Annotated in this window: 16 protein-coding genes; 6 read left to right on the top strand and 10 right to left on the bottom strand. The window is 71.0% G+C overall.

The window, feature by feature from the left end; translation table 11 throughout:
* Positions 1-64 precede the first annotated feature (64 nt).
* The gene (locus HY68_RS33545; RefSeq protein WP_041999029.1) at positions 65-1,150 is read left to right on the top strand and encodes a membrane protein; all 1,086 of its coding nucleotides are present in this window, start codon (positions 65-67) and stop codon (positions 1,148-1,150) included.
* Positions 1,151-1,176: 26 nt separating this feature from the next.
* Here HY68_RS33545 and HY68_RS33540 read toward each other — a convergent pair whose 3' ends face one another.
* Entirely contained in the window at positions 1,177-1,878 is a 702-nt protein-coding gene (locus tag HY68_RS33540; RefSeq protein ID WP_041999026.1) for a TetR/AcrR family transcriptional regulator, read from the bottom strand.
* 88 nt (positions 1,879-1,966) lie between these two features.
* Between HY68_RS33540 and HY68_RS33535 the strand changes: the two genes are divergently transcribed.
* Positions 1,967-2,869, top strand: coding sequence for an aldo/keto reductase (locus HY68_RS33535; protein ID WP_041999023.1), 903 nt, complete (start codon positions 1,967-1,969; stop codon positions 2,867-2,869).
* Positions 2,870-2,899: 30 nt separating this feature from the next.
* On the opposite strand, the gene HY68_RS33530 is transcribed toward HY68_RS33535, so the two are convergent.
* The 6 genes from HY68_RS33530 to HY68_RS33505 form a co-directional block, all read right to left on the bottom strand.
* The gene (locus tag HY68_RS33530) at positions 2,900-3,331 is read right to left on the bottom strand and encodes a glutaredoxin domain-containing protein (protein ID WP_041999020.1); all 432 of its coding nucleotides are present in this window, start codon (positions 3,329-3,331) and stop codon (positions 2,900-2,902) included.
* Positions 3,332-3,342: 11 nt separating this feature from the next.
* Positions 3,343-4,314 (bottom strand): ROK family protein, encoded by a 972-nt coding sequence (locus HY68_RS33525; RefSeq protein WP_241778843.1) that lies wholly within the window; start codon positions 4,312-4,314, stop codon positions 3,343-3,345.
* A 23-nt stretch (positions 4,315-4,337) separates the two neighbouring features.
* Positions 4,338-6,080 (bottom strand): ABC transporter ATP-binding protein, encoded by a 1,743-nt coding sequence (locus tag HY68_RS33520; protein WP_041999018.1) that lies wholly within the window; start codon positions 6,078-6,080, stop codon positions 4,338-4,340.
* Positions 6,077-6,991, bottom strand: coding sequence for an ABC transporter permease (locus HY68_RS33515; protein WP_041999016.1), 915 nt, complete (start codon positions 6,989-6,991; stop codon positions 6,077-6,079). Before HY68_RS33515 ends, HY68_RS33520 begins: the two co-directional genes overlap by 4 nt.
* Positions 6,988-7,947: an ABC transporter permease gene (locus HY68_RS33510; RefSeq protein WP_041999014.1), complete on the bottom strand. Its 960-nt coding sequence runs from the start codon at positions 7,945-7,947 to the stop codon at positions 6,988-6,990. Before HY68_RS33510 ends, HY68_RS33515 begins: the two co-directional genes overlap by 4 nt.
* Positions 7,948-8,054: 107 nt before the next feature.
* Positions 8,055-9,866, bottom strand: coding sequence for a peptide ABC transporter substrate-binding protein (locus tag HY68_RS33505; RefSeq protein WP_041999011.1), 1,812 nt, complete (start codon positions 9,864-9,866; stop codon positions 8,055-8,057).
* 303 nt (positions 9,867-10,169) lie between these two features.
* Here HY68_RS33505 and HY68_RS33500 point away from each other — a divergent pair, with 303 nt between their 5' ends.
* The 3 genes from HY68_RS33500 to HY68_RS33490 all read left to right on the top strand — a co-directional run bounded on the left by HY68_RS33500 (position 10,170) and on the right by HY68_RS33490 (position 13,842).
* Complete coding sequence (locus tag HY68_RS33500) at positions 10,170-11,414, top strand: ROK family transcriptional regulator (RefSeq protein WP_041999008.1); 1,245 nt, start codon at positions 10,170-10,172, stop codon at positions 11,412-11,414.
* Positions 11,411-12,958, top strand: coding sequence for a M81 family metallopeptidase (locus HY68_RS33495; protein ID WP_041999005.1), 1,548 nt, complete (start codon positions 11,411-11,413; stop codon positions 12,956-12,958). Before HY68_RS33500 ends, HY68_RS33495 begins: the two co-directional genes overlap by 4 nt.
* A gap of 101 nt (positions 12,959-13,059) precedes the next feature.
* Positions 13,060-13,842: an SAM-dependent methyltransferase gene (locus HY68_RS33490; protein WP_041999002.1), complete on the top strand. Its 783-nt coding sequence runs from the start codon at positions 13,060-13,062 to the stop codon at positions 13,840-13,842.
* 21 nt (positions 13,843-13,863) lie between these two features.
* On the opposite strand, the gene HY68_RS33485 is transcribed toward HY68_RS33490, so the two are convergent.
* On the bottom strand, positions 13,864-16,023 hold the full coding sequence (locus HY68_RS33485; RefSeq protein WP_157874480.1) for an alpha-L-rhamnosidase C-terminal domain-containing protein: 2,160 nt from the start codon (positions 16,021-16,023) through the stop codon (positions 13,864-13,866).
* Positions 16,024-16,275: 252 nt separating this feature from the next.
* On the opposite strand from HY68_RS33485, the gene HY68_RS33480 reads away from it, so the two are divergent.
* Complete coding sequence (locus HY68_RS33480; RefSeq protein WP_107070254.1) at positions 16,276-20,262, top strand: family 78 glycoside hydrolase catalytic domain; 3,987 nt, start codon at positions 16,276-16,278, stop codon at positions 20,260-20,262.
* Between the two features lie 12 nt (positions 20,263-20,274).
* Here the strand turns inward: HY68_RS33480 and HY68_RS33475 are convergent, their stop codons facing one another.
* Complete coding sequence (locus HY68_RS33475) at positions 20,275-21,705, bottom strand: 3-deoxy-7-phosphoheptulonate synthase class II (protein WP_078864068.1); 1,431 nt, start codon at positions 21,703-21,705, stop codon at positions 20,275-20,277.
* A complete protein-coding gene (gene trpC / locus HY68_RS33470) occupies positions 21,702-22,478 on the bottom strand; it encodes an indole-3-glycerol phosphate synthase TrpC (RefSeq protein WP_052457420.1) in 777 nt (258 codons plus the stop codon). Before trpC ends, HY68_RS33475 begins: the two co-directional genes overlap by 4 nt.
* Between the last annotated feature and the right edge of the window lie 124 nt (positions 22,479-22,602).

Below are 22,602 nucleotides of genomic sequence, written 5' to 3'. Positions count from 1 at the left end.
TGCTAGCCTGAGTGATGACACAGTGAGACATCAGCGGCGGAAGCCGACGCGGAGAGGAATCCCGATGGCACCGAACGAAGAGACCGACGAGGTGTGGATCCTGGGCGCCACGGGCCGGATCGGCCGCGCGGTCGCCGCGCGGCTGGCGACGCGGGGCGTCACACCGGTGCTCGTCGGACGTGACCACGAGCGTCTGCGCAAGGTTGGTGCGGATCTCGGCCTCGGCGACGGCACGAAGACCGTAGTCGCCGGCACGGCAGAACACATCGCCGCCGCGATCACCCGCGAGCGGCCGGTTGTGGTTGTCAACACCATCGGCGACTACGCCAAGACGGCCGAGCCGATCGCCCGCGCCTGTATGCCGGGCGGCCACTACGTGGATCTGGCGGCCGACCTGGCTGCGGCCGGTCGGCTGCTCGCCCTGCACGACGACGCAACCACCGCAGGGAGCACGCTCGTGACCGGCGGGGGATTCGGGGTGCTGGCGACCGAGGCCGTCGTGGCGAAGCTGTGCGAGGACCGGCCGACCCCGGACGCGGTACGCGTCGACGCCCTGTCTTCCGTGGCCGCCGAAGACGGAGTGCTGGGCACCGCCTTCGCCGCCACCTTCGTCGAGGTGCTGACCACCGGCGGACGTGACTACAGGAACGGCCACCTGGCCAGGACCCGGCTCGGCGCGAACCCGCAGCACCTCACCCTTCCCGACGGGCAGCGGGTGAAGTCCGCGGGCGTCCCGACGGGCGAACTACTGGCCGCGCAGCGGGCCAGCGGGGCGCCGTCCGTCACCGCCACCTCCGCGCTGGCCCCGGCCTCGCCCGTCGTGCGGGCCGTACTGCCGGCGCTCGGAATGCTGTTGTCCGTCCCCGCCCTGGGCCGGTTCGCCGTCCGCCGGATGGCCCGGACCACGACCAAGGCCGCGCCGAGGCCGCGACATCATTCCTGGGGACACGCCGTCGTCACCTGGTCCGACGGCACGAGCCGCGAGGGCTGGCTGCGCGTCGGTGACGGCATGGAGTACACCGCAGACGTCGCAGCGGAGATCGCCCTGCGGCTGGCGCGCGGCGAAGCCGGGCCGGGCGCCTACACACCGGCGGCCGCGTTCGGTCCCGGCCTCGCCACAGCGGCCGGGGGCGACTTCATCCTCGACTGAGACCCGGCACCCCGGGTCTGCGCGGCTCAGCGGGCGAGGCGGTGGAGCCAGTCTCTGAGGAGGGCCGTCTCGGTCGGGCTCAGCGGGAGCGTCGCCTCGTCCGTCGTCCTGACGGCGGCGTCGAGGGCGAGCGCGCGGGACGCGAGGCCGGGGTCCGCGGGCGGGGGTGGGTCGGTGGTGAGGGAGGCGAGGACGGTGTCGCGCATCCGCCTGGCGAGGTCCGGGTCACGGTCCTCGGCGGGCGTGCTGATCAGCGACAGGGTGACGCCCGTGACGGCCGCCGTGGACAAGCTCGCGGCGAGAGCGGGCGGGACCCGCAGGCGGCCCACGGCGGCGACGCGGTCGAGTGCCTTCAGCAGGTGGTCGTGGGCCTCGTCGGCGGCGGGCGGCCGGCGGTCCGGTCGGTCCGTGCCGAACATCAGCAGGTAGAAGGCGGGGTGCCGCAGCCCGAAGTCGACGTGGATGTCCCAGCCCCTGCGCAGGTCGTCGACCGGGTCGTCGGTGTGCGCCAGATCGTGCTTCTCGGCCAGATAGATGTCGAAGCCGTGGATGGCCAGGGCGGCGAGAAGGCCGTCCTTGTCGGCGAAGAACTGGTAGAGGGAGGCCGCGCGGATACCGGCCGCCGCCGCGACCGAGCGGGTGGAGAGCGCCTGCGCGCCCTCGCGTTCCAGGATGCCCGCGGCCACTTCAAGGATCTGTCGCCGGGTACGGCTCTTCGCTTCGTCCACGGTTGCAATGCTACGGCATTCGGCGTATCACTGACACGAGCACTGCTACGCAGATGCGCGTGGCAGTGATACGGCAAGGGAGAAGCCAATGAATCGTGTCGGATACGGCGCCATGCAGCTCGCCGGACCGAACGTCTGGGGGCCGCCGGACGATCCCGAGTCGGCGCGGCGGGTGCTGCGCCTGGCGGTCGAGCTGGGCGTCACGTTCTTCGACACCGCGAACGCGTACGGGCCGCGTACGGTGAACCAGCTCATCGGGGAGGCGCTGCGGCCGTTCCCCGAGGGGCTGATCGTCGGCAACAAGGTCGGCGCCGGACGCGGCCCCGACAAGACGTGGATCATCACGGACCACCCGGACACGGTCCGGCGCCAGGTCCACGAGTCGTTGGCCGACCTCGGTACGGAGGCGAGCGAGCTGACGTACCTGCGGCTCGGCGGCGACGGTCCCGCGGGACCGAGCGACGTGCCGCTGGAGGAGTCGCTGGGTGTGCTCGTCGAGCTGCGCGACCAGGGGCTCGTCCGGCGCATCGGGCTGTCCGGCGCATCGCCGGAGATGCTGGCCCGCGCGCGCGGGATGACGCCGATCGCGGCCGTGCAGAATCGCTTCAACCTGCTGGACCGCAGCGGCGTTCAGGTGCTCGCCGACTGCGAGGCGCACGGCATCATGTTCGTCCCGTACTTCCCACTGGCCTCCGGGCGGCTCGCGGACTACGACGAGCTGACCGGCCCCGCGAAGCGGCTCGGCGCGACACCGGCCCAGGTCGCGCTGGCCTGGCTGCTGCGCCGCTCCCCCGCCATGGTCGTCATTCCCGGTACGGCCGACCCCGACCATCTGCGGGCCAACACCGCGGCGGCCGAGGTGGCGGCGGATCTGACAAACGCCGAGGTGGCCCGGCTGACCGGTCTTGTCGACGAGTCGAAGGCGGTCATCGACCAGCCGCACCAGTCCACCCTCGACGCGCTCAAGTCCGCTGCGGAAAGCGGCCGTTGAGCAACGCCTTGCCGGGCGTGCGCGCTTCACTCACGTCGTCAGCTGTGCACGTACCCAGTCAGGTTCCGGGTTGACGTGGGCCTGGCCCGCCACGACGACGGTCGGCACGGTCTCGTCGCCGCCGTTCGCCGCCCGGACCACCGCGGCGCCGGCCGGGTCGCGCCAGATGTCGACCCAGTGCAACTGCCGAGCGTGACGGCCCAGTCGGAAGCGCAGCCGCAGGCAGTACTTGCAGCCCGGCCGCCAGAAGACGATCGGGCGGCCGTCGGCGGCGCTGCGGCGCTGTGCTTCCGGCGCGCCGATCGACCGCGGGAAGACCAGCGGCGAGTGCACGACCGCGACCGCCACGAACACCAGCAGACACACCGCGGCCAGGCCCGGACTCCCCCGGAGGGCCGGCCCGGCCGCGACGACAACGCCGCAGAGCAGAAACAGCGTCGGCAGAATCCAGGCACGCGTCATGGTGCCGCAGACTACCGCTGCCCCTGCACCGTCGCCGCCGGGCGGCCGGAGCGCGGCCCGTCCGGCTGCCGGCCGTCGGCTCGTGCCGTACAGGCCCGGGACGCGGCGCCGATCGCGACGGCGCTGCTTCCCAGCGCGCTCCGTACGAGCCGCACCGGGTGCCCGCTCACGGGTGGTTCCGCCGCCAGTGCGCGCAGGATCGCCGGTTCGAGCAGGGACCAGGCCCTGCTGACACCGCCGCCGATCACCACCGTGGTGACATCGACGACGCCCGCCGTGATGAGGATCGCCCGCGCGACGGCCGAGCCCGCCGCTTCGAACACCGCGACCGCGTCCGGGTCGCCCCGGTCCGCCGCGTCCGCGACGTCCCGGGCCGTGGTGGGCCGGCCGGTCCGTTCCTCGTAGCGGGCGCCGATGGAGCGCCCCGACGCCAGCGTCTCCAGATGACCACGGCCGCCGCAGGTGCACGGCAGGTCGCCGAAGCCCGGGATGTGGCCGATCTCGCCCGCCGCGCCGTGCGGGCCCTCGAACAGCTCCCCGCCCATCCAGAAGGCCCCGCCGACACCCGTGCCGAGGGTCATCCCCAGGACGTACGGCTCCCCCTCGACGGCGCCCTTCGACACCTCACCGCGCAGGAACGCGTTGACGTCGTTGTCGAGGAACGCCGGTACGCCGAGGGCCGCTTCGACGGTCTCCGTGACCGGGAAGCCCGCCCAGCCGGTGAACGAGTCACTGGCGACGAGGACATGTCCCGTACTGGCGTCGACCACTCCCGCGGCGCCGACCCCGACCCCGCGCAGGTCGGACGGCACCCGGCCGAGAAGCATCCGCAGCGCGTCAAGTGCCGCGCCCACCATGGCTGTTCCGCCGTCGGCCGCCGGGGTCGCGACCTCCACGTGGTCGACGACGGCGAGTTCGTCCGTGCAGAGCACGACCTGGGTGGTGGTGCCTCCGATGTCGATCCCCGCGTACCTGGCGCGCACGGGTCGGTGTATCTCCGTTCGGCTCATGCTTCGACGTCCGATCCGCCGTCAACTTCCGCTGTGACCGACGCGTCCGATCCGCCTGCGGCGAGCGCCGCCTGCCGGTCGGCACGGCGCCGTCTTTGCAGAATCGGGTCCGGTACGGGCACGGCGGCGAGCAGCCGGCGGGTGTAGTCGGTCTCGGGGTGGCTGAGCGTCGCCTCGGTGGCGCCCTCCTCCTCGATACGTCCTGCCCGCATGACGACGACGCGTTCGGAGAACTGCTGCACCACGGCGAGGTCGTGGGACACGAACAGGCAGGCGAAGCCGAGTTCGTCCTTCAGCTCGGAGATCACTTCGAGCACGGTCTCCTGCACGCTGACGTCCAGGGCGCTGGTCGGCTCGTCGGCGACGAGCAGTCGCGGGGCGAGCACGAGCGCCCTGGCGAGGCTCACCCGCTGGCGCTGTCCGCCGGACAGTTCGCCGGGCGCCCGTCGCGCGAAGTCCCTGGGCAGGCGCACCCGTTCAAGGATCTCGGCGACCAGGTCCCGGCGCTCCTTCGCCGACATGCCACGTCGGTGGACACGCAGTGGTTCGGCGATGCACTCGGCGACGCTCATCCGCGCGTCGAGCGAGGCGACGGGGTCCTGGAGGACCACACCGACACCGGACCGCAGGGCCCGGCGGGCGCGGGCCCTGGTCTTGGCGAGGTCGGTGCCGAACAGCGAGACGGTTCCGGCCGCGGGCTGGACGAGGCCGAGTGCGACACGGGCCACCGTCGACTTGCCGGACCCCGACTCCCCCACGAGACCGACGGTCTCGCCGGGGTTGACCGCGAAGGACACGTTGTCGAGGGCGCGCACCGCGCCACGGCCGCGGCCGAACTGTACGGTCACGTCGTGCAGATCGACCACGGGGTCGGCGGAGGCGCGGCCCGTCCCGGTCGTCACCGGCTCCGCCCCGCGCTCGGCGACGCTCAGCCGGGGTACGGCGGCGAGCAGCCGCTTGGTGTAGTCGTGGGTCGGGCGGAGCAGTACGTCCTCCACCGGTCCCGTCTCGACGATCTCGCCCTGGAGCATGACGGCCACCCGGTCGGCGAAGTCGGCGACGACGCCCATGTTGTGGGTGACGAGCAGCACGCCGGTGCCCGAGTCGACGGCGAGTTCGCGCAGCAGGTCGAGTATCTCGGCCTGCACGGTGACGTCGAGCGCGGTGGTCGGTTCGTCCGCGATCAGCAGGCTCGGACCGTTCGCGATGGCCATGGCGATGACGACGCGCTGCCGCTGTCCGCCGGAGAGCTGGAAGGGGAAGGCGGCCGCCCGCTGTTCGGGGTCGGGGATGCCGACGCGGCGCAGCAGGGTGACGGCTTCCTTCGCCGCGTCGGCGGCGGACAGGGAGCGGTGGTTGCGTACGACTTCGGCGATCTGTTTGCCGACGCGGGTGAGCGGGTCGAGTGCGGTCGCGGGCTCCTGGAAGACCATCGAGACCTTGCGGCCGCGCAGCTTGGCGAGGTCCGCTTCGGAGGCGGCGACGACATCGGTCGTACCGACCGATGCGCGGCCCGTGGCGCGGGCGTTGCCGGGCAGCAGTCCGATCGCGGCGAGCGCGACCGTCGACTTGCCCGAGCCGGACTCACCGACCAGCGCGAGCGTTTCGCCGGGCCGTACGTGCAGCGACACTCCGCGTACGGCGGGCACGTCGCCGTTCTCGGTGGTGAACGTGACGCCGAGGCCGTCGAGTTCGAGGATGGGCTCGGCGGTCACTGCGGTCGCTTCGGTGGCGGTCATCCGCGTCCCCTCACGTCGAATGCGTCACGGAGGCCGTCGCCGATGGCGTTGAAGGCGCACACGACCAGGATGATGGCGAGGCCGGGCGGCAGGATGAGCCACCAGCGCCCGGAGTAGGCGGCGTTGAGGCCTGCGGAGAGCATGCCGCCCCAGTCGGTCGCGGGTGGCTGGGCGCCGAGGCCGAGGTACGACACGTACGCGACGAGCAGAATCGCGTCGGCGACCTGGAAGGTCGCGGCGACGACGATGGTCGAGATGGAGTTGGGCAGGATGTGGCGGCCGATCGCGCGGCTGTGGGTGCCGCCGATGGCGCGCAGGGTGAGCACGTAGTCGCGGCTCTTCAGGGTGAGCGTCTCCGCCCGGATGAGCCGCGAGGGGACGAGCCACGAGACCAGTCCGATGATGACGACGAGGCCCCAGACCCCCGGGTTGGAGATCGCGGAGATCACCAGGAGGATGAAGAGCGCGGGGATCGCGATGCCCGCGTCGACGATGCGCATCATGACGGCGTCGATCCAGCCGCCCGCGTACCCCGCGGTCGCGCCCCAGAGGGTGCCGATGACGGTCGCGAGCAGTCCGGACGCGAGGCCGACGATGAGTGACACCTTGCCGCCGAACATCAGCCGGCCGAACTCGTCGTGCCCCACGGCGTCGGTGCCGAACAGGTGCTTGCCGCTCGGGGAGAGGTTCACCTGGGAGAGCGTGGTGTGCGTCTGGTCCGTGGAGTACACGAGCGGTCCGACGAAGCAGAAGAGCACGAACAGAACGACGACGGCGAGCCCGACGACGGCGAGCCGGTTGCGGGCGAACCTGCGGGCGACGAGGCGCAGTCCGGTGGCGGGAGCGCCGGGACGTCCCTGGGCGGACGCCCGGGTGCCGGGGGCCTGGCCCGGCTGCAGTACGGCGCTCATGCGCGACCTGCCTTCACTCGTGGATCGATGATCCGCTGGACGACGTCGGCGAGGAGCGTGCCGACGACGGTCGCGAGCGCGATGACGAGGACGCAACCGAGCAGGACCGGATAGTCGGACGACTGGGCGGCGGACCAGAACAGCAGTCCCATGCCCGGGTAGTTGAAGAGCTGCTCCACCACCAGCGCACCGCCGAAGAGCACGGGTACGTAGTAGCCGAGCATCGCGACGACGGACGTCAGCGAGTTGCGCAGGACGTGCCGGCGCAGCAGGGCTCCCTGCCGCGAACCGCCGGCCCTGGCGGTGCGTACGTAGTCCTCGGAGAGGTTCTCCAGGGTGGCGGCGCGCATGTACCTGCTGAACACGGCGACCATGGAGGCGGCGCCCGCGACGACCGGTAGGACGAGCCCCGCCGGGTCGGCGAACACCTGCCCGAGCGTGTCGCCTTGGGGTGCCTGGGCCGGGAACCAGTTCAGGACCTGGCTGAAGACCAGGACGAGCACGAGACCGAGGAAGTACACCGGGGTCGAGTAGGCGATGAAGCTCAGTGTGGTGCCGATGTAGTCGACGGGCTTGTTGCGCCGGACGGCCTGCGCCATCCCGAGCGGGATCGCGAGGAGCAGTCCGAGGACGGCCGACAGCACGGTGAGCACGAGTGTCTTGGGCAGACGCTGTGCGATGAGCTGTGACACGGGCTCGTTGAGCGTGTACGACGTCCCGAGGTCCCCGCGCAGCAGCGTGCCGAGGTAGTAGACGTACTGCACGGGCAGCGGCTTGTCCAAGCCCTGTTGGTGGTTGAAGTCCGCGATCTGCTGCGCTGTCGCCTGCGGTCCCAGGATCCCGCGAGCGGGACCGCCCGGGAGCGCGTGCAGGAGGCAGAAGACCACCACCGTCACGATGAAGAGCACCACGACGGCCTGAAGGACTCGTCTGGTCAGGTACAGGAAGGTTGGCATCTGGTTTCCGGCCGGTTCGGATCAGTGGGGCGTACGGGTCGCGGCGGGGGCCGGGTGGTGTCCGGGCAGGTTCGCCCGGCAGCACCCGCTCCCCCGCCGCGTGTTGATCACTTGCCGGTCCACTTCCACTGTGCGGGGTGGAAGTTGGCCAGGGAGTCCTGCGAGAAGCCGCCGAGGCCGTTCTTGACCACGGAGATCTGGTAGTCGGGTTCGGGCAGCCAGATCACCGGCAGGTCCTTGGCGAGGGCCTCGCTGTACTGCTGCACGGCATCGTTGGACGTCGAGGTCGTGGACGCGGTGATGAGCTTGTCCACGTCCGGGTTGGAGTAGTTGCCGAAGTTCGAGCCGCCCTTGGTCTGGAACAGCGAGTCACCGGTCGGGAAGGCGTTGAAGTACCAGCTGCCCGCCGTACCGAAGAACGAGAGCTGCCACTTGCAGATCGACTGGCTCGCCGTGCACTGCGGGGTCTGCGAGAGGACCGAGTTGACCGGCGCGGTCTTGATCGAGAACTTGATCCCGGTCTTCGACAGCGACGACTGGACGGCGCTCATCATGTTGTCCGTGACCGGCGAGCCCGACTGCGAGAGCACCTGCATCTCGAACTTCGTCCCCTTGGTCACACCGGCGCCGCACTGCGCGGCGGAGCTGCCCGGCTGGGTACAGACCATCACACCGCCCTGCTCGCTCCAGCCGTGCGCGGTCAGCAGCGCCTTGGCCTTCTCGGTCGAGAACGGGTACGGGTTGTCCTTCTGGACCTGCGAGACGAACTCGGACTTCTGGGCCTGCGGGATCGGCCCGTAGCCGTTGACCGCCGTGCCGTTGAAGATGACCTTCGACAGGCTGGTCTGGTCGATCGACATCTGCACGGCCTGGCGTGCGTAGAGCTGCTTGAACACGGGCCCCATGGTGGGGTTGTTGAAGTTGTACGGCATGTACGTGATCGCCCACCCGGTCCACGGCTTCACCGCGTAGCCGTTGTTGGTGAACGAGTCCTTCTGGTCGAGGTCGCCGGCGTTGATGTATCCGTAGTCGACCGTCTTCGCGCGCAGCGCGTTCTTCTCCGCGTCCGTCGTGGTGAACGGGAGCAGGTTGACCGTCGCGATGTTCGCCTTCTCACCGCCGTCGTACTTCTTGTTCGCGGCGAGCACGACCTTGCCCGACGTCGCGAACGACTTGACGGTGTAAGGGCCGTCGACGACCTTCCACAGCGGGTCGGTCGCGTAGCCCGAGATGTTCTTCGCCGCCGTGTTGAGGAACGTCCACACCTGCTTGGCGCCCGCGGGCGTCTTGTCGGCGTCGGAGACGGCCGCGGAGGCGCTCGTCTTGTCCCACGCGTGCTGCGGCAGGGGCTTGATGAGGCTCAGCTCGTTGGCCAGCATCCACTGGCTGTTGTAGGCGCGGTCGAACGTGATGGTGAAGTGGGTGGCGTCGACCGTCTTGAACGACGTCCAGTTGTCGGGGGCCTTGCCCTCGTTGTAGTTGGCCCACTGCGCCTTGTTGGCCTTGATGACGTTGAACCAGAACTCGACGTCCCGCGAGGTGACCGGCTTGCCGTCGCTCCAGTGCCGGTTGCCGAGTGTCACATCGACACTCTTGCCGTCCTTGGCGAAGTCGGCGGCGGTGGCGAGCGACGCCTCCTTGTTCCAGGCGACGGTGCCCTTGGACCCGTCGTACGCGACGAGCGGCTCCCAGAGCGCGGCCGCGATGGAGCCGTTGTTGGTGTTGAGGTGTGCCGCGGTGCCGATCGGCAGGATCCAGTTCGGTGTGAAGTTGGCGGGCAGCGCGTAGTTGATCGAGTCCGACGATGCGGACGCGGAACCGGTCGACCCACTGCACCCGGCGAGCAGCGCGCACGCCGAGGCGGCGGCGCCCGCTATGAGTGCCCATCGACGGCGTTCCGTCACGCGAGCAGGGAACATGACTCTCCTGATGAAGTACGACCCGTTGCGTCCCGGCGGAAGGCGGGGAGACGTCGCGGTGGGCGCTTGGAAGAGCAGTCAAGGCCGCCTCGCCCGAAAAAACAAACGAACTTTCGTAAAAAGAAGGTTTCTTTTTTTCTGAAGAAAGCCCACGTCGGACCATTCACCCCTCACGCCAGGGTTCATTTTGTCCGTAATTGACAGGTAACGAGGGGGAACCCGGGCGGCCTTGACCTCTCGGCCGGACGGCGGCGCAGGCGTACTGTCATCGCCATCATCCCCGTTCCGGAAGTTAGTTCACCCATGTCTGACATAAGTGCACCGCACCGGAGCGGCGCCAGGGGTGTGCCCTCCCTCGCCTCGCGCGTCCTCGAACTCATCGCCTCCGGCCAGGCGGTGTCACGCACCGAGCTGGCGGAGCTCCTCGGCGTCGCTCCGTCGACGATCTCGCTCACGGTCAGCCAGCTCGTCGAGCGCGGTCTGGTCGCCGAACAGGGCACCCGCGCGTCCGGCGGCGGCCGGCCCCGCAAGGTGCTGCGCGTGGGCGGTACCGACGAGTACGCCGTCGCGGCCGACGTCGGCGGCCGGCACGCCCGGATCGGTGTCGTGCTGCCCGGCGGCGATCTGACCGATGTCTCGACCGTGCCCTTCGCCCTCGACGACGGCCCCGAAACGGCGCTGCCGCGGCTCGCCGAGACGCTCGAAGAGCTCGCCCAGGCCCGCGGCCGGGAGCGGCTGCGCGGCGTCGGACTGTCCCTGCCGGGCCCGGTCGACGTCGAGTCCAGGGCCGTCACCCTGCCCTCCCGGATGCCGGGGTGGAACAGGTTCCCCGTCGGCACCTGGCTGGAGGAGCGGTTCGGTGTGACGGCCGCCGTCGACAACGACGCCAACTGCATGGCCGTCGGCGAACACGCCGCGCGGCCCGGCAGACGCGGCCAGTCGATCATGGTGAAGATCGGCTCGGCCATCGGCTGCGGCATCATCGTCGACGGGCGGCTCTACCGGGGCGCGACCGGAGCCGCCGGGGACATCACCCACGTACGCATCGACGCGGCGGGCGACATCCCGTGCTCGTGCGGCAACACCGGCTGCCTGGAGACCGTCGCGTCCGGAGCCGCGCTGGTGCGGGTCCTTCGGGAGAGCGGCGCCGCCATCGGCTCGGTGGAGGACGTGGTGCGCCTCGCCTCCGACGCCGACCCCCAGGCGACACGCGCGGTCCGCCAGGCGGGCCGCCACCTCGGCCAGGTGCTCGCGGCGAACGTCAACTTCTTCAACCCCGACGCCGTGTATCTGGGCGGCATCCTCTCGACCCTCGAACCGCTGGTGGCCGCCGTGCGGAGCCAGCTGTACGAAGCCTGCCACCCGCTGGTGACCGAGCACCTCACGATCGAGCGCGCGAGTCTCGGCGCCGACGCCGGTCTCTTCGGCGCCGGCCAGTTCGCGCTCCAGCGCGCCGCCGCGCAGTCGGCCGACGCGGTCGCCGACACGGCGCCCCGCCCCGTACCGGCGCGCCGGAACCCCGCACCCACCGGAGACCTGACCTCATGACAACCGCAGCAGGAGGAGCCGTGCAGCCGTCCCGCACGCCCGTCGCCCGTCCCGTCATCGCCATCGCGGGCCTCGGCATCGAATCGTCCACCTTCTCGCCCGCCAGGACCGAGGCCCCGGCCTTCCGCCCCGCCAGGGACGCCGACGTGATCGCGCGCTACCCCTTCCTCGCGCCGGGCGAGCCGCTGGCCGCCGCTGCGCAGTGGCACGGCGCGCTCGTCGGCAAGTCCCTGCCGGGCGGCCAGGTGACGGCGGGCGCTTTCGCCGAGCTGTCGGACGAGCTGATCGAGCGACTGGCGGCCATGCCGCACCTCGACGGCCTCTGGTACGACATCCACGGCGCCATGACGGTCGAGGGCATCGACGACGCCGAGGCCCTGCTGCTGCGCCGGATACGCGAGACGGTCGGCCCCGACGTCGTCGTCTCGACCTCGATGGATCTGCACGGCAACGTCTCACGGGAGCTGGCCCACCAGAGCGACCTCATCACCTGCTACCGGATGGCCCCGCACGAGGACCACATGGAGACGAAGGAGCGGGCCGCGCGCAACCTCGTGGACCTGCTCGTCTCCGGCGCGCCCCGGCCGGTCAAGGCCTGGGTCCCGGTGCCGGTGCTGCTCGCCGGCGAACAGACCTCGACCCGCGTCGAGCCGGCGAAGAGCGTCTACGCCGCCGTGGCAGACGTCGAGGCGGCGGACGGCGTCATCGACGCGGCGATCTGGGTCGGCTACGCCTGGGCCGACGAGCCGCGCAACCGGGCCGCCGTCGTGGTGACGGGACCGTCGCAGGCCGCGGTGAGCGCGGGCGCCGAGCGGCTGGCCCGAGGGTTCTGGGAGAGCCGCCGCGGGTTCGCCTTCGTCGCGCCCACCGGGTCGCTCGACGCCTGCCTCGACGACGCGCTCGCCTCGGCGGACCGGCCCTACTTCATCAGCGACTCGGGTGACAACCCCACCGCGGGCGGTGCGGGCGACGTCACGTGGGGACTCCAGCACGTGCTCGCCAGGCCGGAGTTCCAGGACCCCGAAGGGCCCACCGTCATCTACGCCTCGGTGCCGGGACCCGAAGCGGTCGCCACGGCGCGGAAGGCGGGCGTCGGCGCGACCGTCACCGTCACGGCGGGCGCGGAGGTCGACGACCGGCACGCGGGACCGCTCACCATGACCGGCGTCGTGCACTCGATCCGGCAGGGCGACCCTGACGCGGAGACCGAGGTCGTACTGCGGGTAGGCAGCGTGTTCGCGATCCTCACCACACTGCGAAAGCCGTACCACCACGAGCACGACTTCACCGATCTCGCGCTCGATCCGCGCGGCGCCGACATCGTGATCGTCAAGATCGGCTATCTCGAACCCGAGCTGTTCGACATGTCCGTGGGCTGGAAACTCGCGCTCACCCCGGGCGGCGTCGACCAGGACCTGCTGCGCCTCGGGCACCACCGGATCCGCCGCCCGATGTTCCCCTTCGACCCGGACATGGCGGAGCCGGACCTGACGGCCCGCATCATCGCGCCGTCGGACGAACCGCTCACGGGCGACGACGAGTGAGCGGCAGCCGCAGGTGAACGGCAGCGGCGCGTGAGCGGCGGCGACGGGGCGTCACGGGGGCCTCTGGCGGAGTGACGGACTCTTGGCATAGCGTCAGGCGCATGACAGGTCCGAAGCTTCAGGTGGACACCAGTGTGTCCCACGCCGCACGCGTCTACGACTACCTCTTAGGCGGCAAGGACCACTACCCCGTCGATCAGGCGGTGGGTGAGTCACTGCCGGCGGGCGCGGCCGAACAGGCCAAGCAGAACAGGGCGTTCATGCAGCGCGCCGTCCGCTGGCTGGCCACCCAGGGCGTGGACCAGTACCTCGACATCGGCACCGGCATCCCGACCGAGCCGAACCTGCACCAGATCGTGCAGCAGGTCAACCCGGCGTCGCAGGTGGTCTACACGGACAACGACCCCATCGTCCTGGCCCACGCCGAGGCGCTGCTGATCAGCCATCCCGACGGCGCGACCCATTACGTCCACGCCGACGTCCGGCAGCCGCAGCGGGTCGTCGACCACGCGCGCCAACTGCTCGACTTCAGCAGGCCGGTAGCGCTGTCCATGATCGGGCTGCTGCACTTCCTCCCCGACGAGGACGATCCGTACGGCATCGTGTCCACACTGGTCGCCGCCCTCGCCCCGGGCAGTTACGTCGCGCTGTCGCAAGGCGCCTCGGACCTGTCCCCTCCCGAGTTCACCCGGAAGGGGACGGCGGGATACCGGGACGGCGGCATCAAGCTCGCGCCCCGGACGCGCGAGGAGTTCAGCCGTTTCTTCGACGGACTCGACGTGGTCGAACCTGGCATCGTCCGGGCCCCGCAGTGGTTCCGGGACGAGCCCGTCGCGCCGGTCGAGGACATCTACCTCTACGGGGCCGTGGGCCGCGTCCCGTAGAGCCGGCGGCTACGGGCGCGGTCAGCGCTTGCGGGCCGTTATTTTCCGGCTGCCGGCCGGAATGCCGGTCAGCACGACGTAACCGCCGTCCGCCCGGGCCGAGTAGGCGCGCGAAGTGCCGTCCCAGGCGGCTTTGTTGCCCACCCGGACGACATATTTCGCAGCGTCCGGCACCGGCACCGCGATCTCCGCCACGGCGCCGGCCGGTGCGTCGACCGTGAGGTCGAACCCGTCGCGCCCGCGGTCCTGCCACGACACGGCGACGACGCCGGCCGGGGTGGTCAACTGCCCCTCGGCGTGCCGCACTCCGCCGGGGTGCGGGGCGATCCGGTAGGTGGGAGCGCCGTGCGGGTCGGGGGCGATCCCCAGCAGGTAGAACGTCAGGGCCGAGGTGGGGCCTGTCGACCAGCCGTGGGCCGCGCTCATGTACGAGCCCGAGTAGTCCGACGTGCCGTCCGTGCGGTAGCCCTCCCAGAACGTACTCGCCGTGCCCTGGGGCGCGTCGAGCATGTAGCCCCACTCCAGCCGGATCAAGTCCAGTGCGTTGCGGTCCAGTCCGGCCTCGAAGTGCGCGTGCACCTCCATGCCACCGGGGAACGGGTGCACCGAGGTGCCGCTCTTCTCCGGGGTGAGCGCGCCGGTCCTGGTCCAGCGGGCGGCGAGCGCCTTGCCGATGGCGGCGGTCCTGGCCGCGTCGTCGGTCAGACCGAACCAGACGGCGAGCGCGTTGCCGTCCTGCGGGTAGAGCGTGGAGCCCGGCTTGTCGCGGTAGAGCCCGGCGCCCGCGTCCCAGTAACCGCCCGCCTCGACCGCCGCCTTCAGGGCGACGGCGTTCGCGGCGCAGGCCGCCGCCGTCGCCGCGTCGCCTGCCGCTTCGGCGAAGGTGCCCGCGGCGAGCAGCGTCCGGTACATGATCGCGTTGGCTTCGAGGTTCTTCCCGTCGGAGTCGGTACGGGCCCAGTCGGCGGACTGGGTGACGTCGAGCAGGCCGTCGGAGCCGATCTTGGCGGTGATGTAGTCGAGGGCGGTCCTGAACTTCGGGTAGACACCGGTCGCCCATGCCGTGTCGCCGCTGAACTGGAGGTAGGAGGCGGTGCCGATGAGCGTCCACAGGTGGTACGCGTCGGAGTTGCCGACGAAGTTGACCGCGGGGCCCGCGTACGGGAGGGCGCCGTTCGCCGCCTGGTGGCGGTAGAGCGTGTCCAGCGAGTTCCGTACGGTCCGCAGGTCGCCGAGCGAGACGTAGTCGGTCAGCACCGAGATGCCGAGGTCGCCCGGCCACACCGTACGGTCCCGCTTGGCGCCGTCCACCAGCACCGTGTCGCCGGATTCGCCGATCCGGGCGCTGTTGTTCCAGCCCACGTCCGGCGGGCCCCAGACCCGGCCCTGGTTGCTCGCCACGATGTTGGTCTGCACGGTGTAGGCACCCGCGTACCAGACGCGGGTGAGCAGATCGTCGTCGCAGGAGAAGTAGTTGGGGTAGGCCCGCAGGTCGGCGACGTTCGGCGCGAAGGCGATGTCGACCGAGACGTCGGTGAGGTCGACGGAGCCGGCTGTCCGGTTGACGACGGTCAGATAGCGGAAACCTCCGCGCAGTTGGCTGACCGGGGTGCCCGCCGCTTCGGTGCCGCCGGTCGGTACCGAGGTCTGGGTGCTCACCCGGCCCGCCGGGTCGGCCGCGTAGGTCACCGGGGGCTCGTTGTTCGAGCCGCCGTTGGAGCCGTCGCTGGACGTCGTGCTGATGTAGGTGGACAGCTCGGAATAGGTCAGACCGATCGTCTGGCCGCTGTCCGACGCGTCACCGAAGGTCAGGGTGGCGAAGCCGCCGACCTCCTTGCCGAAGTCGAGGGTGACCGAGGCGCCGGCGCCGGTCAGCCGGGTGCGGGCCCTGCCGGACCTCTTGACCAGGTACGTGGCGTTGTCGACGCTGCCGGTGGTGCTGTGCACGGCGACCGGGCGCACCGTACGCCCTGCGGGTGAGAGGTTGAACCGGTCCCAGCTGCCGCTGGGGGCGGCGCGGTGTCCCGCGCCGCTCGCGCCGTCCCGGCCGGCGCTGTCGGCCCGGGGCGTGGCCCCCGCCGTGCCGCCGCGCAGCCCCGCGGCGACCACCACCGTTGCTGCTCCCGCTCTCAGGAGCGCGCGCCGCCTGGGTCCCGCGCCCGGTTCTGTCGTGTCCGGCATCGCTGCTCCCGTTTGTGGTGGGTACATGACAGTGGCTTGAAATGAATTGAAATGTTTCAAGCTTAGACGCGGCACACGCTATCCACGGCCACCTCGCGATGGCAACCATGCCGACCCGACAAATTACCTCCACACCAGCGGTAGTTGACACGAACGCGCGCGGATTTCTTCGTCGGGACCCTTGCTGCGACCCGGCTCGACCGGTAAGACATTCCCGGGAATGAAACGTTTTTCTCCTGAGGAGGCGTCACCATGACCGCAGTCGGACCTCGGAGAGGGCGCCGCAGACGTCTCGCGGTGCTCTCCGCGTTCGCCGCGACAGCCCTGGCCGTCCCCACTGTCGCCTCGGCCCAGCCACCGTCCCGGCACGGAGCCGACGGAACGACGCTCGCCCCTGCCGGCCTGCGCGCGGACGGGCGGGCGTCCGGCGCCCTGCTCGACGTCGCGCGGCCGGCCTTCGCCTGGACGGTCCGCGACACGGGCCGCGCCGAGGCGCAGACCGCGTACGAGATCCGCGTCCAGCCCCGTTCGTCGGGCAAGGCCGACCGGGTGCCCGACGGCTGGGACTCCGGCCGGGTCCGTTCGGCCGACTCCACGAATGTGCGCTACGCCGGGCCCGCGCTGATCAGTGACCACACCTACACCTGGTCGGTCAGGACCTGGAACAAGGAGGGCAAGGCCTCCCCCTGGTCCGCCGCCTCCTCCTTCGACACCGGACTGCTCAACGCCTCCGACTGGTCGGCCTGGTGGCTGCGCGCCGACGACGGCGCCCTCACCCGCAGCGACTTCGACCTGACGAAGCCGGTCGCCCGCGCCCGGCTCCACCTCGGCGCGCAGGGCATCGTGGAACCGCACGTCAACGGCGCACGGGTGAATCCGGCCGAAGTACTGGACTCCTCGGTCACCGACTACAACTCCCGTGTCCTCTACCGTTCGTTGGACGTCACCCGGCAGCTCCGCACGGGGCACAACACCCTCGCGCTGATGGCGGGCAAGGGCCAGTACGGCGGTGCACCGGTGATCGTGGCGCAGCTCGACGTCACGTACACCGACGGCACCACGGCGGCCTTCGGTACCGGCCCTGACACGAAAACCACCGCGGGCCCGGTCACCGCTGACGACTTCTGGAACGGCGAGGCGTACGACGCCCGCAAGCTCCCGGCCGGCTGGGACACCGCCGGGTTCGACGACGCGTCCTGGCCCGCGGCACACGCGCTGTTCCCGGTCGCCCACGACAGGAGCCTGGCCCAGGGCAAGCCGGTGACCTCGTTGGACACCACGACCACGGCCGGCTGGTCGCCCGCCGCGCTCACCGACGGTGTCGACGCGTCGACCGACAACTCGGAGGGCTACCACTCCGCGATCGAGTCGGCGCCGGACGTCACCAAGTGGGTGCAGACCGACCTCGGTTCGAGCCAGAAGCTGCGCAGGGTCACCCTCTTCCCCGCGCGGCCCACCAACGACACGGGCGGTGACTTCGTCGGCGCCGGCTTCCCCGTCCGCTACAAGGTCCAGGTCGGTGACGATCCGACGTTCGCCACGGCGACCACCCTCGTCGACCGCACCGGGGCCGACCAGCCGAACCCCGGCACCACGCCGGTGGTGGTCCCGGCCGACACCACCGGCCGCTACATCCGGGTGACCGCCACCAAGCTCCCCTGCATCGGCACCAGTTGCACCTTCCGGCTCGCCGAACTCGGCGCGTACGGCGAGCACCCCACGACCGCCCTCGACGCGATGACCGCGCTCCAGGCCGATGTGACGCCGCCGACGCGGGTCGTCCAGACGTACAAGCCGGTCAAGGAGACCACCCTGGCGAACGGCCGGCGCGTCTACGACTTCGGCCAGAACCGCACCGGCTGGACCACTCTCCAGGCCGCCGCACCGGCCGGCACCACCGTCGACATCAAGCAGGGCGAAATACTCGACGCGAACGGCGAGGTGTCGACGGCCAACATCAGCTTCAGCGCGTCCGACCCGCCCCGGCAGACCAACCACTACACCTTCAGCGGAGCCGGACAGGAGTCGTACACCCCGCACTTCACCTACGCGGGGTTCCGCTACGCCGAGATCACCGGGCTGCCCGCCGGCGCGAAGGTCACGGTGGCGGCGCAGGCCGTGCACACCGACGTACCGGCGGCGGGTTCGTTCAGCACCTCCGACCCGCTGCTCAACCAGATCCAGGGCGCGGTCACCCAGACCCAGCTCAACGGCCTGCAGTCCATCCCGGTGGACTGCCCGACGCGCGAGCGGCACGGCTGGCTGGGTGACGCGGGCGACACCGACCAGGAGGCGATGAGCAACTTCGACATGCAGTCGTTCTACGACAAGTGGTTCGGCGACATCCGCACCAGCGCCAACGCCGACGGCAGCCTCCCGTCCGTCGCGCCCGCCAACGGCGGCCAGAACTCCTGGGCCACCGACCCGGCGTGGGGCAACGCGTACCCGCAGATCATCTGGGACTCCTACGTCCAGTACGGGACCACCAAGCCGATCACCGACAACTACCGCCAGGTCAAGGCCTGGGTCGACTATCTGGCGACGATCAGCGACAGCGACCATGTCGTCGTCCACTCGCCGACCACCTGGGGCGACGACTGGCTGTCCACCGTCAGCACACCGCACAGCTATTTCCAGACCGCCTTCTACTACCTCGACGCGACGCTGCTGGCGAAGATGGCCGCGGTGACCGGCGACAAGGCCGACGCCACGCACTACACCGACGTGGCCGCCCAGGTGAAGTCCGGCTTCCTCAAGCGGTACTTCAACGCGTCGACCGACGTCTTCGGCAACGGCTCGCAGCTCTCCTACGCGATGCCGCTGGTGCTCGGTCTGGTCCCGGCGGGACACGAGCAGACCGCGCTGAACCGGCTGGTCCAGGACATCGGCGCGCACAACAACCATGTCACCACCGGCTTCGTCGGCACCAGCTACGTGTTCCAGGCGCTCGGCAAGTACGGCCGCAACGACGTGGCGCTGGCCCTGGCACAGCGCAAGGACGAGCCGAGCTTCGGCTACATGGTCACCCAGGGACCCGGCACCATCTGGGAGAAGTGGAACAACTCCTCTTCCCCCGACGGCACTTCGTCCAAGGACCACATCGGGCTCGCCGGCTCGATCGGCCAGTGGTACTACCAGCAGCTCGCCGGGATCCAGGCCGGTGACACCGGCTCCGGCTTCAGCACCCTCACACTGGCGCCGAGTGTCGTCGGTGACCTGACCCACGTCACGGCCTCGCAGCAGACCGTGCGCGGCAAGGTCGAAAGCTCCTGGAAGCGCGACGGCAGCACCCTGACGTACCACGCCGTCGTACCGGTCGGCGCGACCGCCACCGTCAAACTGCCGCTGCTGGGCGGCGCGGGATCCACCGTCCGCGAGAGCGGCCGTACGATCTACGACGCCGGCCGGCACCCGCAGTCCGACCCCGGGCTGAGCGTCGGCAAGGCCACCGACCGGACACTCAACCTGACGGCGGGCTCCGGCGATTACACCTTCACCGTCAGCGCCCCGCGGACGCCGGTCAGCCATCTCACAGTGACAGCCGGCAACTCGACGCCCGTCAAGGCGGGCACCTCCGGCGACGTCAATGTGGTGATCGAGGGTGCGTCCACCGCGTCCGGATCCGCCGAACTCGGCGCCCGGGTACCCGCCGGGTGGTCCGTCTCGGCCACCCCGGCGAGCATCCCGCTGACCCCGGCGCCGACCGAGACCCTCGGCACCGTACACATCGGCGTGCCGGCCGATGCCAAGAGCGGCGACTACGCGGTGCCGGTGACCGTGCGGGCCCCGGACGGCACGGTCGCCAGCAGCGAGGTGCGGATCTCGGTGTTCGGCAGTTGGCCGGCCGACACCACGGCGACGGCGTCCACCTTCCACGCCCCCAACGAGGTGGGCGGCGCGACCCGTACGTACGACCCGGCGAACGCCACCGACGGCAACACCGTCACGTTCTGGAACGACGACAACCAGAACGCCTTCCCGGACAGCCTCACCGTCACCTCCCCGACAGCGGTGACGCTGGACAGCGTGGCCCTCGTCTCGCATCCGGACGGCGTGCCCACGGACTTCACCGTCCAGACGTGGGACGGGTCGCAGTGGACGACGGAGGCGACCGTGGAAGGCAACTCCGCACTGGACCTGCGGATCCCGTTCAACGATCCGGTGACCACGACCCAGGTGCGGGTGGTGATCACCGGAACCCACGACGGCTGGAGCCGCGTGGCGGAACTCGCTCCCTGACCTGACAGCCCCCTAGGCGGGGCCGCCGAGATGGGCGCGCAGGATGTCGCCCATGCGGAAGGCCAGTTCCAGGGACTGCGCTGCGTTCAGACGAGGATCGCAGGCGGTCTCGTACCGGGTGCCGAGTGTCTCGTCGACGACTTCGTCCAGGTCGCCGCCGAGGCACTCGGTGACGTCGTCACCGGTCAGTTCCAGATGGACGCCGCCGGGGTGGGTGCCCTCCCGTGCGTGCGCGGCGAAGAAGTCGGTGACCTCGGCGGTGATGTCGGACAGTCGGCGGGTCTTGTAGCCGCTGTCCGAGACGAAGGTGTTGCCGTGCATGGGGTCGCACGTCCACACCGGCAGATGGCCCGCGTCCCCGACGGCGCGCAGCAGTGGCGGCAGCAGGTCGCCGACGCGTCCGGCGCCCATCCGGCTGATCAGCACCAGCCTTCCGGGCGTACGGTGCGGGTCGAGGCGTTCGCACAGCGCGCGCAGTTCGTCCGGTGCGGTGGAAGGGCCCACCTTGATCCCGAGGGGGTTGGCGATGCCGGACAGCAACTCGACGTGCGCACCGTCGAGTTGCCGGGTCCGGTCACCGATCCACACCAGGTGGGCGCTGGTGTCGAACCAGGCGCGCCGGTTCTCGTCGTAGCGGGTCAGCGCCTGCTCGTAGTGCGGCAGCAGAGCCTCGTGCGAGGTGTAGAGCCGGGCCTGATGCAGTTCCGGCTGGGCCCCGGTGTCCACCCCGCAGGCGGACATGAACCGCAGCGCCCACGTGATGTCGTCGGCCGCCTTCTCGTAGCGCCTGCCCGCGGCACTGCGCCGGACGAACTCCTGGTTCCACGCGTGGACCTGGTCGAGGTCGGCGAAGCCGCCCAGGGTCAGGGCCCGCAGGACGTTCAGCGCGGCCGAGGAGTGGTGGTAGCCACGCAGCAGGCGTTCGGCGTCGGGGCGCCGTGCTTCCGGGGTGAACTCGGGGCCGTTGACGATGTCACCGCGGAAGGCGGGGAGTTCCACGCCGTCGACGGTCTCGGTGGGGCGGCTGCGCGGCTTGCCGAACTGGCCGGCGATTCTGCCGACCTTGACCACGGGCAGGCCGGCGCCGAAGGTGAGCAGGATGGCGAGCTGGAGGATCACCCGGAGCTTGCCCCGCACGTCGTCCTCCGTGCAGGAGGCGAACCGCTCGGCGCAGTCGCCCGCCTGCAGCAGGAAACCCTCGCCGGCGGCGACCCCGGCGAGCTCGCGGCGCAGGCCGAGGATCTCGTCCGGCAGGACGAGCGGCGGCTGGAGGGCGAGTGCCTCCGTCGTCCGGCGCAGTACCCGTGGGTCGGGCCAGTCGGGCTGCTGGGCGGCGGGGCGGTCCTGCCAGGAGCCGGGGTGCCAGCCGGCCGGCGGCAGGTGTGCGCTGCCGGGCGTGGACGTGGTCGGTGGTGTTGTCGTGGGGGTGTGACTCACCGTCATGCGATCAGCTCCTTGATCGTGGCGCCGGGGTCGTCGGCTCGCATGAGCAGCTCCCCGACCAGCACCGCGTCCACTCCGGCTCGCGCCAGTTCCCTGGCGTCGCGCGCGTCGCGTACGCCGCTCTCCGCGACCATGACCCGCTCGGGGCCCACGCGTGAGCGCAGCCGCGCGGACAGCGTCCGGTCGATGGAGAAGTCCCGCAGGTCGCGGTGGTTGACGCCGATGACGGTCGCGCCGGCGGCGAGCGCCGTGTCGACCTCTTCGGCGTTGTGTGTCTCGACCAGCGCCTCCATGTCCAGGTTCCGCGCGTGGCCGAGGAGTTCGACGAGACGCGGGGCGGACAGCGCGGCCACGATCAGCAGGACCGCGTCGGCGCCGAGGGCGCGGGCCTCCAGGATCTGGTACTCGTCGACGATGAAGTCCTTGCGCAGGACGGGCAGTCCGCTCTCCGCGCGGGCCACGGGCAGGTGTTCGGGGCTGCCGCCGAAGCCGTCCTCGTGGGTCAGGACCGACACGGCGGACGCGCCGCCGTCGCGGTAGGCGCGGGCCCGTTCCGCCGGCTGGTAGTCGTCGGTCAGTGCTCCTCGGGAGGGGCTGCGCGGTTTCATCTCGGCGATGACGGACAGGCCCGGTTCCCGCAGGGCGGCGGCCAGGTCCCGCGGCGGCGGGGCCGCGGCGGCCAGTGCCGTCAGCTCGGGGACGGGGCGGGCGGCGCGGCGGCGCGCGGTCTGTTCTGCGGCCTGGCTGACCAGGGTCGCGAGAATGTCGCTCATGCCGGTACCTCCAGCGCGGTGGTGCGCCGCGAGGCGCGGACCCAGCGTTCCAGCAGGGCGGCAGCGGCTCCGGTGTCGACGGAGGCGGCGGCGAGCCGCACTCCGTCCTGCCAGGTGCCCGCCG

Origin of the sequence: Streptomyces sp. AcH 505, assembly GCF_000818175.1 — a bacterium.
In the GTDB taxonomy this organism is placed as follows: domain Bacteria; phylum Actinomycetota; class Actinomycetes; order Streptomycetales; family Streptomycetaceae; genus Streptomyces.
Note: the sequence above shows the minus strand (reverse complement) of the source record. Positions and strands in the feature narration are given on the sequence as shown.

What these genes read in the sequence shown, in the direction of transcription:
- HY68_RS33545 (WP_041999029.1), top strand. Translation starts at nt 65, where the DNA reads ATGGCACCGAACGAAGAGACCGACGAGGTGTGGATCCTGGGCGCCACG.
- HY68_RS33535 (WP_041999023.1), top strand. Translation starts at nt 1,967, where the DNA reads ATGAATCGTGTCGGATACGGCGCCATGCAGCTCGCCGGACCGAACGTC.
- HY68_RS33530 (WP_041999020.1), bottom strand. Translation starts at nt 3,331, where the DNA reads ATGACGCGTGCCTGGATTCTGCCGACGCTGTTTCTGCTCTGCGGCGTT.
- HY68_RS33520 (WP_041999018.1), bottom strand. Translation starts at nt 6,080, where the DNA reads ATGACCGCCACCGAAGCGACCGCAGTGACCGCCGAGCCCATCCTCGAA.
- HY68_RS33515 (WP_041999016.1), bottom strand. Translation starts at nt 6,991, where the DNA reads ATGAGCGCCGTACTGCAGCCGGGCCAGGCCCCCGGCACCCGGGCGTCC.
- HY68_RS33510 (WP_041999014.1), bottom strand. Translation starts at nt 7,947, where the DNA reads ATGCCAACCTTCCTGTACCTGACCAGACGAGTCCTTCAGGCCGTCGTG.
- HY68_RS33505 (WP_041999011.1), bottom strand. Translation starts at nt 9,866, where the DNA reads ATGTTCCCTGCTCGCGTGACGGAACGCCGTCGATGGGCACTCATAGCG.
- HY68_RS33500 (WP_041999008.1), top strand. Translation starts at nt 10,170, where the DNA reads ATGTCTGACATAAGTGCACCGCACCGGAGCGGCGCCAGGGGTGTGCCC.
- HY68_RS33495 (WP_041999005.1), top strand. Translation starts at nt 11,411, where the DNA reads ATGACAACCGCAGCAGGAGGAGCCGTGCAGCCGTCCCGCACGCCCGTC.
- HY68_RS33490 (WP_041999002.1), top strand. Translation starts at nt 13,060, where the DNA reads ATGACAGGTCCGAAGCTTCAGGTGGACACCAGTGTGTCCCACGCCGCA.
- HY68_RS33485 (WP_157874480.1), bottom strand. Translation starts at nt 16,023, where the DNA reads ATGCCGGACACGACAGAACCGGGCGCGGGACCCAGGCGGCGCGCGCTC.
- HY68_RS33480 (WP_107070254.1), top strand. Translation starts at nt 16,276, where the DNA reads ATGACCGCAGTCGGACCTCGGAGAGGGCGCCGCAGACGTCTCGCGGTG.
- HY68_RS33475 (WP_078864068.1), bottom strand. Translation starts at nt 21,705, where the DNA reads ATGACGGTGAGTCACACCCCCACGACAACACCACCGACCACGTCCACG.
- trpC (WP_052457420.1), bottom strand. Translation starts at nt 22,478, where the DNA reads ATGAGCGACATTCTCGCGACCCTGGTCAGCCAGGCCGCAGAACAGACC.